The 11,512-nt window shown below is 72.5% G+C and carries 9 protein-coding genes; 4 read left to right on the forward strand and 5 right to left on the reverse strand.

The genetic code is table 11. The features are described 5' to 3' along the window. Positions 1–109: 109 nt before the first annotated feature. Positions 110–1,399: a citrate synthase gene (locus AVW11_RS15545; protein ID WP_030840521.1), complete on the reverse strand. Its 1,290-nt coding sequence runs from the start codon at positions 1,397–1,399 to the stop codon at positions 110–112. 182 nt (positions 1,400–1,581) lie between these two features. After that, positions 1,582–3,837 carry an SF1B family DNA helicase RecD2 gene (gene recD2, locus AVW11_RS15550; RefSeq protein ID WP_076044278.1) on the reverse strand — a complete coding sequence of 752 codons (2,256 nt, stop codon included), beginning with the start codon at positions 3,835–3,837 and terminating at the stop codon, positions 1,582–1,584. Between the two features lie 292 nt (positions 3,838–4,129). Between recD2 and AVW11_RS15555 the strand changes: the two genes are divergently transcribed. Next, on the forward strand, positions 4,130–4,849 hold the full coding sequence (locus AVW11_RS15555) for a GNAT family N-acetyltransferase (RefSeq protein ID WP_240528187.1): 720 nt from the start codon (positions 4,130–4,132) through the stop codon (positions 4,847–4,849). Here AVW11_RS15555 and AVW11_RS15560 read toward each other — a convergent pair. Next, on the reverse strand, positions 4,800–5,726 hold the full coding sequence (locus tag AVW11_RS15560; protein WP_060180370.1) for an EamA family transporter: 927 nt from the start codon (positions 5,724–5,726) through the stop codon (positions 4,800–4,802). The genes AVW11_RS15555 and AVW11_RS15560 overlap by 50 nt on opposite strands. 89 nt (positions 5,727–5,815) lie before the next feature. Between AVW11_RS15560 and AVW11_RS15565 the strand changes: the two genes are divergently transcribed. Further along, the gene (locus AVW11_RS15565) at positions 5,816–6,715 is read left to right on the forward strand and encodes a LysR family transcriptional regulator (RefSeq protein ID WP_076044279.1); all 900 of its coding nucleotides are present in this window, start codon (positions 5,816–5,818) and stop codon (positions 6,713–6,715) included. A 149-nt stretch (positions 6,716–6,864) separates the two neighbouring features. Continuing rightward, positions 6,865–8,682, forward strand: coding sequence for a glycoside hydrolase family 3 protein (locus AVW11_RS15570; RefSeq protein ID WP_076044280.1), 1,818 nt, complete (start codon positions 6,865–6,867; stop codon positions 8,680–8,682). Between the two features lie 91 nt (positions 8,683–8,773). Here AVW11_RS15570 and AVW11_RS15575 read toward each other — a convergent pair whose 3' ends face one another. Then, positions 8,774–10,207: a S28 family serine protease gene (locus AVW11_RS15575; RefSeq protein WP_030840502.1), complete on the reverse strand. Its 1,434-nt coding sequence runs from the start codon at positions 10,205–10,207 to the stop codon at positions 8,774–8,776. A gap of 84 nt (positions 10,208–10,291) precedes the next feature. Continuing rightward, positions 10,292–10,693 (reverse strand): hypothetical protein, encoded by a 402-nt coding sequence (locus tag AVW11_RS15580; RefSeq protein WP_076044281.1) that lies wholly within the window; start codon positions 10,691–10,693, stop codon positions 10,292–10,294. Positions 10,694–10,938: 245 nt separating this feature from the next. Between AVW11_RS15580 and AVW11_RS15585 the strand changes: the two genes are divergently transcribed. Further along, positions 10,939–11,493 (forward strand): EF-hand domain-containing protein, encoded by a 555-nt coding sequence (locus tag AVW11_RS15585; protein WP_030840496.1) that lies wholly within the window; start codon positions 10,939–10,941, stop codon positions 11,491–11,493. Positions 11,494–11,512: the final 19 nt, after the last annotated feature.

The following is an 11,512-nucleotide window of genomic DNA, read 5'->3' on the forward strand; positions in this document are numbered from 1 at the left end:
AAAAGGGAAGCGCCCCGACCGTCGACCCGTGGGGGGATCGACGGCGGGGCGCTTCTCGTACTCCTGGGGCGGCGCCGCACGGTCCTGCGCGGCGCCCGAGGGCCTCGGGTCAGCGGGCCTCGACGGGAACGAAGTCGCGCAGGACCTCGCCCGTGTAGATCTGGCGCGGGCGGCCGATACGGGAACCCGGCTCCTTGATCATTTCCTGCCACTGGGCGATCCAGCCGGGGAGGCGGCCGAGCGCGAAGAGCACGGTGAACATCTCGGTCGGGAAGCCCATGGCCCGGTAGATCAGACCGGTGTAGAAGTCCACGTTCGGGTAGAGGTTGCGCTCGACGAAGTACGAGTCGGCCAGCGCGTGCTCTTCCAGCTTGAGCGCGATGTCGAGCAGCTCGTCGCTCTTGCCGAGCGCCGAGAGGACGTCGTGCGCCGCCGCCTTGATGATCTTCGCCCGGGGGTCGAAGCTCTTGTAGACGCGGTGCCCGAAGCCCATCAGGCGGACGCCGTCCTCCTTGTTCTTCACCTTGCGGATGAAGGCGTCGACGTCGCCGCCGTCGTTCTTGATGCCCTCGAGCATCTCCAGGACGGACTGGTTGGCGCCACCGTGCAGCGGACCCCACAGGGCCGAGATGCCGGCGGAGATCGAGGCGAACATGTTCGCCTGCGAGGAGCCGACCAGGCGCACGGTGGAGGTGGAGCAGTTCTGCTCGTGGTCCGCGTGCAGGATCAGCAGCTTGTCGAGCGCGGAGACCACGACCGGGTCCAGGTCGTACTCCTGGGCCGGCACGGAGAAGGTCATGCGCAGGAAGTTCTCGACGTAGCCGAGGTCGTTGCGCGGGTAGACCACCGGGTGGCCGACCGACTTCTTGTACGCGTAGGCCGCGATCGTCGGGAGCTTGGCCAGCAGCCGGATCGTCGAGAGGTTGCGCTGCGTCTCGTCGAAGGGGTTGTGGCTGTCCTGGTAGAAGGTGGACAGCGCGCTGACGACCGAGGACAGCATCGCCATCGGGTGCGCGTCGCGCGGGAAGCCGTCGTAGAAGCGCTTGACGTCCTCGTGCAGCAGCGTGTGCTGGGTGATCTCGTTGCGGAACGACGCGAGCTGGTCGACGGTCGGCAGCTCACCGTTGATCAGCAGGTAGGCCACCTCGATGAAGGACGAACGCTCGGCCAGCTGCTCGATCGGGTAGCCGCGGTAGCGCAGGATGCCCTGCTCACCGTCGAGGTAGGTGATCGCGGACTTGTAGGCCGCGGTGTTGCCGTAGCCGCTGTCCAGCGTGACGAGCCCGGTCTGGGCCCGCAGCTTCGAGATGTCGAAGCCCTGGTCGCCGACGGTGCTCTCAACCACCGGGTAGGTGTATTCGCCGTCCGCGTACCGGAGTACTACAGAGTTGTCGCTCACGTCATCCCTCACCGACGTAGTGCCTCTTCTTCGAGGTGCCCTGACTGCCTCTACCTTCCCCCATTTGGCGCAGGAGAGTGCACTCGGGGTCGGCCTTCGGTCCTTCTGACGGCACTGAGTGCCGCCAACCTCCTCATCCTGCCCCCTCCGCACGGCGGCGGGAACCCCAAATGATCGATCATCTAGGTGATGTTTCCCACCGGTATCCGTCCGGACAGCCGGGGCGCGACCGCCGTGTACCTCCTACCTGCGGAAACGGTACGCACCGCCTGCCCGAGGGCCTTCCGGGACCCGACGAGGACGACCAGCTTCTTGGCCCTGGTCACCGCCGTATACAGCAGATTCCGCTGGAGCATCATCCAAGCACCGGTGGTGACCGGGATCACCACTGCGGGATATTCACTCCCCTGGGAGCGGTGGATCGTGACGGCGTAGGCGTGGGCGAGCTCGTCGAGCTCCGAGAACTCGTAGCCGATCTCCTCGTCCTCCTCCGTCCGCACCGTCAGGCGCTGTTCCTCCGCGTCCAGGGCGACGACCACGCCGACCGTGCCGTTGAAGACGCCGTTGGCGCCCTTGTCGTAGTTGTTGCGGATCTGGGTGACCTTGTCGCCCACCCGGAAGACCCGGCCGCCGAACCGCTTCTCCGGCAGGTCGGGGCGGGCCGGCGTCATCGCCTGCTGGAGCAGCCCGTTGAGGTGTCCCGCGCCGGCCGGGCCGCGGTGCATGGGGGCGAGCACCTGGACGTCCCGCCTCGGGTCGAGGCCGAACCGGGCCGGGATCCTGCGGGCCGCCACGTCCACGGCCAGCACGCCCGCCGCCTCGGTGTCCTCCTCGGGGAAGAGGAAGAAGTCCGGCAGTCCGTCGGTGATGGGCGGCAGCCCGGTGTTGATGCGGTGCGCGTTGGTGACCACCCCGGACTGCTGGGCCTGTCGGAAGATCCGGGTCAGCCGCACCGCGGGTACCGGGCCGCCCTCCGCCAGCAGGTCCCGCAGCACCTCCCCGGCGCCGACGGACGGCAGCTGGTCCACGTCCCCCACCAGCAGCAGGTGCGCTCCCGGCGCCACCGCCTTGACCAGCTTGTTGGCCAGCAGCAGGTCCAGCATCGAGGCCTCGTCGACCACGACCAGGTCGGCGTCCAGCGGCCGGTCCCGGTCGTACGCCGCGTCCCCGCCCGGCTTGAGCTCCAGCAGCCGGTGCACCGTGGAGGCCTCGGCCCCCGTGAGCTCGGCGAGCCGCTTGGCCGCCCGGCCGGTGGGCGCGGCCAGCACCACCTTGGCCTTCTTGGCCCGGGCCAGCTCGACGATGGAGCGCACGGTGAAGGACTTCCCGGAGCCGGGGCCGCCGGTGAGGACGGCGACCCGGCGGGTCAGCGCCAGCCTGACCGCGTCCCGCTGCTCGGGGGCGAGCGTGGCTCCCGTACGCCCGGCCAGCCAGCCGAGGGCCTTGTCCCAGTCGACGTCCCGGAAGGACGGCATCCGGTCGTCCTCGGCGTTCAGCAGCCGCCGCACCTGCCCGACCAGGGACAGCTCGGCCCGGTGGAAGGGCACCAGGTACACGGCGGTCAGCGGGTCGGGCCCGCCCTGCGGGTCCGGAACGGACTCCCGCACGACCCCCTCCGGGTCGGCGGCGAGCTCCGCCAGGCACTCGATCACCAGCCCGGTGTCGACCTGGAGCAGCTTGACCCCGTCGGCGATGAGCTTCTCCTCGGGCAGGAAGCAGTGGCCCTGGTCGGTGGACTGGGACAGGGCGTACTGCAGTCCGGCCTTGACCCGTTCGGGGCTGTCGTGCGGGATCCCGACGGCCTGGGCGATGCGGTCGGCGGTCAGGAAACCGATGCCCCACACGTCGGCGGCGAGCCGGTAGGGCTGGTTGTTGACGACGGAGATGGAGGCGTCGCCGTACTTCTTGTAGATGCGCACCGCGATGGAGGTGGAGACGCCGACGCCCTGGAGGAAGACCATGACCTCCTTGATGGCCTTCTGCTCCTCCCAGGCGGCCCCGATCAGCTTCGTCCGCTTGGGTCCGAGCCCGGGCACCTCGATCAGCCGCTTCGGCTCGGCCTCGATCACGTCGAGCGTGCCGGTGCCGAAGTGCTCCACGATCCGGTCGGCGATCTTCGGACCGATGCCCTTGATCAGGCCGGAGCCGAGGTAGCGGCGGATGCCCTGGACGGTGGCGGGCAGGACGGTCCGGTAGTTCTCCACGGTGAACTGCCGGCCGTACTGCGGGTGGGAGCCCCAACGGCCCTCCATGCGCAGCGATTCGCCGGGCTGCGCCCCCAGCAGCGAGCCGACCACGGTGAGCAGGTCGCCGCCGCCCCGGCCGGTGTCGACGCGGGCGACCGTGTAGCCGCTCTCCTCGTTGGCGTAGGTGATGCGTTCGAGGACGCCCTCGACCACCGCCAGCTGCACCGCCGCCCGTACCCCGTCCGTTGCCATGACCCGAAGCTACCGGGCGGCGCCGACATCCCGTCAGGCCTGTGGACCGTGCCCCGGGCAGCGCGAAGGGGGTCCCGCCTCGCGGCCGGACCCCCTCACGGTTACCCCTCCCACGTCGGACTTCCCGATCCCCCCAGATCCCTCCCCGGAAGTGCCGACGCACCATACGACCCGCGGCACCCCCCGGAGGGTTGCATCCGGAGGCGCAGATTTACGTTTCCGTTACCCAACGCCTACCCGAGGTGCCGGCAAATCAGAACAGACAGGGCTTTTTGGGCATGCGCCAGCCGGCATTCCCGGACGGGCGTGCCGGGCCGACTCGGCGGCGGACCGGGCGGGCTGCCGGGCCGGATCCGCGGCGGCGGGAAGCAGCCGTCCCGCGGCCCCTACGGCGCGGTACGGGCCGGCCGTACGCGGGCATCCCCCGGGCCCGCCCCCCGCGCTATCCTCGGGCGCCATGGACACGCCCGCGGCATCCCGGACTCCTGCGGACCCCGAGGTGAAGGGGGTCCGCCTGCGCGACCCCGGGCCCGGCGAGCTGGGCTGGATCGTGCAGCGGCACGGCGCGCTGTACGCCGCCGAGTACGGCTGGAACGCCGAGTTCGAGGGCCTGGTGGCCCGGATCGTCGCCGACTTCGCCGAGGACCACGACCCGTACCTGGAACGCGTCTGGATCGCCGAGCTGGACGGCCGCCCGGTGGGCTCGGTGATGTGCGTACGGGATCGGGAGGACGGCGCACCCGGCACCGCCCGGCTGCGACTGCTCCTGGTCGACCCCGAGGGGCGCGGCCGCGGAATCGGCGGCCTGCTGGTCGACACGGTCGTCGCCTTCGCCCGCTCGGTCGGCTACCGCGAGCTGGTGCTGTGGACCAACGACGTGCTGGCCGACGCCCGCGAGCTCTACCTGCGGGCCGGGTTCACCCTGGTCGCGCAGCGCCCGCACCGCTCGTACGGGGTCCACCTCATCGGGCAGGACTGGCGTCTGCCACTGCAGGAGGGCTCCCCGCGCTGACGGCGGCGGCAGGGGTCCGGGGCCGCGCGGGGGCCAGCGAGGTCAGCGCCACCCCGCCGACCAGCAGCACCGCCGCCGCCCAGCGCAGGCCCGACACCTGCTCGCCCAGCGCCAGGGCCGCCGAGGACATCCCGAAGACCGGCACCAGCAGGCTGAACGGGGCCACCGACGAGGCCGGGTAGCGGCGCAGCAGCCAGCCCCAGGCGCCGAAGCCGAACACGGTCGAGACCCACGCGACGTACGCGATGACGCCCACCCCGGACCAGTCCAGGGCGCGCAGCGCGGCCAGGTCCCGCTCGGGCCCCTCCAGCAGCAGCGACAGCGCGAGCAGCGGCAGCACCGGCACGGTGCACACCCACACCATGAAGTTCAGCGCGTCGGGCGGGGAGGCCTTGCGGGTCAGCACGTTGGAGACGCCCCAGCAGGCGGCGGCCGCCACCACCAGCGCGAAGCCGAGCACCGGGCCGGAGGTCCCGCCGTCCACGGCGGCGACGGCGATCCCGGCCAGCGCCACGGCCATGCCGAGCAGCCGCACCCGGCCCGGCCGCTCGCGGAGCACGACGGCGGCGAGGACGGCGGTGAAGACGGCCTGGACCTGGAGGACGAGGGAGGACAGCCCGGCCGGCATGCCCGCGTCCATGCCGGTGAAGAGCAGGCCGAACTTGGCGATGCCGAGGGCGACCCCCACCCCCGCGATCCACTTCCAGGCGACCTTGGGCGGCCCGACGAAGAACACGGCGGGCAGGGCGGCGACGAGGAAGCGCAGCGCGGACAGCAGCAGGGGCGGGAAGTGGTCGAGGCCGATCTCGATGACCACGAAGTTGAAGCCCCAGACGGCGGCGACGAGCACGGCGAGTGCGGTGTGTACGGGACGCATGGACCGAGCATCGGCCCGCCCGACCGTGTAGCACCAGCGCGGATCTCTTCATCCATGGATGAAGCGCTGCTAACGAATAGGATGAGGGCATGCTCGATCTCGCCCGGCTGCGCGCCCTGCACGCCGTATCGGTCCACGGCTCGGTCGCGGGCGCGGCGGCCGCCCTCGGCTACACCCCCTCCGCGGTCTCGCAGCAGATCGCCAAGCTGGAGCGGGAGACCCGCACCACCCTGCTGGAGCGGCGCGGGCGCGGGGTCGCCCTGACCGAGGAGGCCCGCCATCTCGCGGACGCCGCGCAGGAGTTGCTGGCGATCGTGGAGCGCGCCGAGACCACCCTGGAGGAGCGGCGCGGGCAGCCCGGCGGGCTGCTCACGGTCGCCGCGTTCGCCTCGGCCGCGCGCGGACTGCTGCCGGGGGTACTGGCCGATCTGGCCCGCCGGCACCCGGCCCTGGACGTGCGCCTCACCGAGGTCGACCCGCACCTGTCGGTGGACCTCGTGGCCCGCGGCGTCACCGATCTGGCTGTGGCCCACGACTGGGACATCGCCCCGCTGCCCGCGCCCGAAGGGGTGGAGCAGGCCCTCATCGGGGACGACCTCTGCGACCTGGTGGTGCCGGCCGGCCACCCCTTCACCGCCCGCGGGAGCGTCCGGCGCTCGGACCTCGGCGGCCAGCGCTGGGTGTGCCAGCCGCCCGGACGGGTCTGCCACGACTGGCTGATGCGGACGCTGCGCACCGCCGGCTTCGAGCCGGACATCGCGCACGTCGCCGAGGAGAACCACACCATCGTGGCCCTCGTCGCGGCCGGACTCGGGGTGGCGGTCGTCCCCCGGCTGGGCACCGGCGCCCTGCCGGCGGGGGCCGTGGCCGTACCGCTGGAACCGGGCCCCGTCCGCAGGCTGTACGCCCTCTGGCGCACCGGCGCCGCCCGCCGCCCGGCCATCACCGAAACGGTCCGCACCCTCCAGGAGCACTGGTCCGCCCGGTAGGCCGGCCGCCGGACGCGGCCCGGGCCGGGGCCCGGGCCGGGTCCGGGATCTCCGCCCCTCCGCGGAGCACCCCCGCCGAACCGGCCCCACGGGGCGACACGCGGCGACACGCCCGGCCGCCGCCGGACGGCACGGGTAGGGTCCGGCGCGTGCCGAACCACGCCTCCCGCCGGAACCTGCTCGCCGCGGCCGTCGCGGTCGCCGCCACGGCCGCGGGGGCGGCCGCCGCCTCGGGCCCCGCGCGCACCGCCACCACCGACGACGCCCTCAACCCCGACGAGCCCGCGGGCCGCCGGCCCGACCGGGCCCGGCTGCGGCGCGCCGTCGACCGGATGAGCCTCGCCGAGAAGGTCGGGCAGCTCTTCGTCTCCCGGGCGTACGGGCATTCCGCGACCGACCCGGACCCGGCGGACGCCGAGCAGAACCAAGCGGCGTTCGGTGTGCGCACCGGCGCCGAACTGGTCTCCCGCTACCACCTCGGCGGGATCGTCTATTTCGCCTGGGCCCACAACACCCGCACCCCGCACCAGATCGCGGCGCTCTCGACCGGCCTCCAGCAGGCCGCCCTCACCACCGGCGCCCGGATCCCGCTGCTGCTCTCCACCGACCAGGAGCACGGCGCCGTCGCCCGGATCGGCAGGCCCGCGACGCTGTTCCCCGGGGCGATGGCGCTCGGCGCCTCCGGTTCCGCCGCCGACGCCCGGCGCGCCGCCCGCATCGCGGGCACCGAGCTGGCGGCCATGGGCATCCGGCAGGACTACGCACCGGTGGCCGACGTCAACGTCAACCCGGCCAATCCGGTCATCGGCGTACGGTCCTTCGGATCCGACCCGCGCGCCGTCGCCGAACTGGTCGCCGCCCAGGTGCGCGGCTACCAGGGCGCCGGGGTCGCCGCCACCGCCAAGCACTTCCCCGGCCACGGGGACACCGAGACCGACAGCCATGTCGGACTGCCGGTGATGCGGCACACCCGCGCGGCCTGGGAGGAGCTCGACGAGCCGCCCTTCCGGGCCGCGGTGGAGGCCGGCGTGGACGCGATCATGACGGCGCACATCGTCTTCCCGGCGCTGGACCCCTCCGGCGACCCGGCGACCCTCTCCCGGCCGATCGTCACCGGCATCCTGCGCGAACGCCTCGGCTTTGGGGGCGTGGTGGTCACCGACGCCCTGGACATGGCCGGGGTCCGGCAGAAGTACGGCGACGACCGCGTGCCCGTGCTGGCGCTGCTGGCGGGCTGCGACCAGCTGTTGAACCCGCCGGACCTGCCGCTGGCCCACCGCAGCGTGCTGGCGGCCGTCGCGTCGGGCGAGCTGACCGAGGCCCGCGTCGAGGAGTCGGTGCTGCGGATCCTGGAACTGAAGTCCCGCCGCGGGCTGTTCGACGAGCCCCGCCCTTCGGCGGAGACGGTGGACGCGGTGGTCGGCGTACGCGAACACCTCGACGCCGCCGACCGGATCGCCGCCGCCACGACGACCCTGCTGGCGAACCCCGGCAGGCTGGTGCCCTTCGACGCCAAGGCCGCGCCAAGGCTGCTGGTCACCGGGACGGACCCGGTCTCCCCCAGCGCCGGCACCGGCCCGCCCACGGTCGTACTGGCCCGGGAGCTGACCGCGCTGGGCTGCCGGGCCGAGGCGGTGGCGCCCGCGCGCGCGGCGGCCGCGGCGCCCGGCCACGCTGCGGTGCTGCTGTGCACGTACAACGTCCCGGAGGGGGGCGGTGCGCAGCGCAACCTGGTGACGGAGCTGCTCGCCACCGGCGTCCCCGTGGTCCTGGTGGCGCTCCGCAACCCCTACGACCCGGCCCGGCTGCCGGCCTGCGCGGCGGAGCTGGCGACGTATTCCTGGGGGGATGCGGAGATGCGGGCGGCGGCCCGGGTCCTCACCGGGGCGGCGCGGCCCGCGGGCCGTCTGCCCGTGCCGGTCCCGGGCCGCTACCCGCTGGGCCACGGGCTCTCGCTCGACGCCTGAGACGCCCCGTCCGGCCCGCCGGCCGCCGACACGGCGGAGGGCGTGCCCGCGGGATGCGGTCACGCCCTCGTCCGGGGCCGGTCGTACGCCGCTACGGGCGCAGCTGCGGCTCACGCTCCAGGTCGCGCCGGTCGAGCTCGGCGTCCGGGGCCGCCAGCGGCGCCGCCCGGCCCGCGTCGGCGAGCGCCGCGGCCGGAGCCACCCCTGCCCACTGGAGGATCTTCGCGGTGGCGAGGGCCTTCTCGCCGTCCAGGAGCTTGGCGACGTTCGCCCCGTGGTTGGCGCCCGGTGCGATCATCACGTGGCTGTCGCGCGCCCCGTACCCGATGCGGAACGGCTCGGCGCCCCACGGGTCGTTCTGCCCGTACACGAACAGCATCTGGTGGGCGTTGTCGCGCACCCACTTGTCGATGTCCGCCATGGCTCCCGGCTGGAAGGTCATGGGGATGTCGCGGGGCACGAAGTTGCGCGGCGGCTGGTAGCCGTAGCGGCTCAGGTTGCCCAGGTGCGGCTGCTTGATGTCCGGGGAGCCGAGCTGGGTGCCCGCCTGGTAGTAATACGGCGTGTACGTCTCCAGGCCCTGGTCGGTGTAGGCGGAGAAGCCGGAGATACCGTCGATCGAGTCCCAGATCTCCTGGTCGGAGGCGGTGGCGGCGGCCGGGACGGAGGCGCAGTCGGCCAGCAGGCTGTACTGCCAGAAGGCCCACACGTAGTCGAGGACGACGGCCTCGTAGGCCTTGTCGAGGCTGCCGACGGTAGTGAAGGTCCAGCCGTTCTCGGCGGCGGCCGCCGCGTACCTGGCCTCCAGCGGCTCGCGGCGTACGAGCGCCTCGCGCTGCACGGCGTTCAGCCTGTCGCGGCACTCCTTGGTGCCGACCTTGGCGAAGAACCGGTCGTAGGCGGAGTCCTCCTTGTCGACGACGTCGTTGGGCGCGACGTACGCGACGACGCCGTCCATGTCCCGCGGGTAGAAGCGCTCGTAGTACGTCGCCGTCATGCCGCCCTTGCTGCCGCCCGTGGCCAGCCAGTTCTTCTTGTAGATCTTCTTCAGGGCGGTGAAGATGCGGTGCTGGTCGCTGGCGGCCTGCCAGATGTCCAGGTGCGCCCAGTTGGCCGCGTCGGGCCGCGAAGGCGTGAAGAATCGATACTCCATGGACACCTGGTTGCCGTCGATGATGGTCGTCGGCTCACTGCGGCGCGGGTTGGTGTTGACGTTGTAGCCGGAGGTGAAGAACACCGAGGGCCGGGAGACGTCCTTGTGCAACAGGGTCAGGCGCTGCTTGAAGGTGCCCTTCCACGGCTGCCGGTGGTCGACCGGCTGCTCGTAGTTCAGCACGAAGAATCGGTAGCCGGGGTACGGCTTCTCCTCGATCAGGCTCATCCCGGGAATGCCGAGGATCTGGTCCTTGATGTCCGCGGCGGCAGCCGGCTCCGCGGCGGTGGCCGCTTGTGCCGTGGAGCCGGCCGCGCCCATGGTGCCGATGAGCACCACGAGCGACAGCAGCCATCCGAGCGTCTTGCGCATTCGCCCTCCCCTTGAGTTCACTTCGGTCGCCGTGAACCTAGCCGGGCCAACGCGCCGCTGAACAGACCCAGTTGGGACTGTCCCTCAGCACAGGATCCAGCCGGACTCCGCCGAGCCCGCCCCCACATCCCCCTTTACATACACACAGCGGTTGATCGCCCCCACGGTGACAGGCCCGGCATATCGGGTGAAGAGCCCCGCGTTGCCCACCGGCGCCCCGCCGCGCGGCTGGATACTGACCGCCATCCGCCGCCGGTCGCCGGGCGTGCGGGCCACGGCCATCGCACAGGCCTGGTTGCGGCTCTTGTAGACGCGCAGCTCGCCCGCCTCGAACGGCACCGTCCGCGCCAGCCGGCCCGCGCACCCGCCGCCCGCGGCCTGGACGGGAGCTCCGGCGAACAGCCCGCCGACGCAGAGCCACAGGGCCGCTGTGAGCGTTCCCAGCGACGCGGCCCGGCGGCCTCGCCCGTTCCGCCCCTTCACCATCCAGTCCCCCGATCGGTCGTACGCACGATGTACGCACGCACGTACGACGCCCGGACGCCCGGAAAGGTTGCCGCCGTCAAGGATCCGGCCACCCCGCCGCGGGCCGCCCCTCCCTCGTACGAGTGCATCCACAACTCCCCGTCGTGACTACGGAAGTTCACGATCCGCCGGGGAATTACGCTAGGTGACCGCAAGTCCCGCACAACGTATCCGCAGATGCGGACGCCGCCGTGAAAGGCACTCACATGACGAACGACCTGCTCGACCGCAAGCTGGAGCGCGCCTTCACGCACCTGGACGCCGACCGGAGCGGAGTGGTCGACGCCGACGACATCATCGCGCTCGGCTCCCGCCTGCTGACCGCCCTCGCGGAGCCCGCCGACTCCCCCCGGGCCGCCCTGGTGATGGGCGGGCTGGCGGACTTCTGGCAGGACCTCTTCACCGAACTGGACCTGGACCGCGACGGCAAGGTCACGCCGGAGGAGTACAAGCTGGGCATGACCCGGCTGTACGCGCAGGGCGGGCCGGCCTACGACCGCTCGTTCCGCCCGATGATGCGGGCGATCCTCACCATCGTCGACACCGACGGCGACGGGGTCATCAGCCCGGAGGAGTTCCACCGGGCGCAGGAGGCCTTCGACACGGACCTGAGCCCCGCCCACACCGAGGCGCTGTTCCGGCGGATCGACGCGGACGGGGACGGCACGCTGACGGTGGACGAACTCCTCGACGCGGTCCGCGAGTACTACACCGGCACCGACGAGGACGCCCCGGGGAACCTGCTGTTCGGCGAGTTCTGATCCCCGGGGCTCCCGCCGC

It is taken from the genome of Streptomyces amritsarensis (genome assembly GCF_001953875.1).
Lineage (GTDB): Bacteria > Actinomycetota > Actinomycetes > Streptomycetales > Streptomycetaceae > Streptomyces > Streptomyces amritsarensis.

Coding starts and splice junctions, on each gene's coding strand:
- AVW11_RS15580 (WP_076044281.1), bottom strand. CDS start 10,693: ATGGTGAAGGGGCGGAACGGGCGAGGCCGCCGGGCCGCGTCGCTGGGA.
- AVW11_RS15585 (WP_030840496.1), top strand. CDS start 10,939: ATGACGAACGACCTGCTCGACCGCAAGCTGGAGCGCGCCTTCACGCAC.
- recD2 (WP_076044278.1), bottom strand. CDS start 3,837: ATGGCAACGGACGGGGTACGGGCGGCGGTGCAGCTGGCGGTGGTCGAG.
- AVW11_RS15565 (WP_076044279.1), top strand. CDS start 5,816: ATGCTCGATCTCGCCCGGCTGCGCGCCCTGCACGCCGTATCGGTCCAC.
- AVW11_RS15575 (WP_030840502.1), bottom strand. CDS start 10,207: ATGCGCAAGACGCTCGGATGGCTGCTGTCGCTCGTGGTGCTCATCGGC.
- AVW11_RS15560 (WP_060180370.1), bottom strand. CDS start 5,726: ATGCGTCCCGTACACACCGCACTCGCCGTGCTCGTCGCCGCCGTCTGG.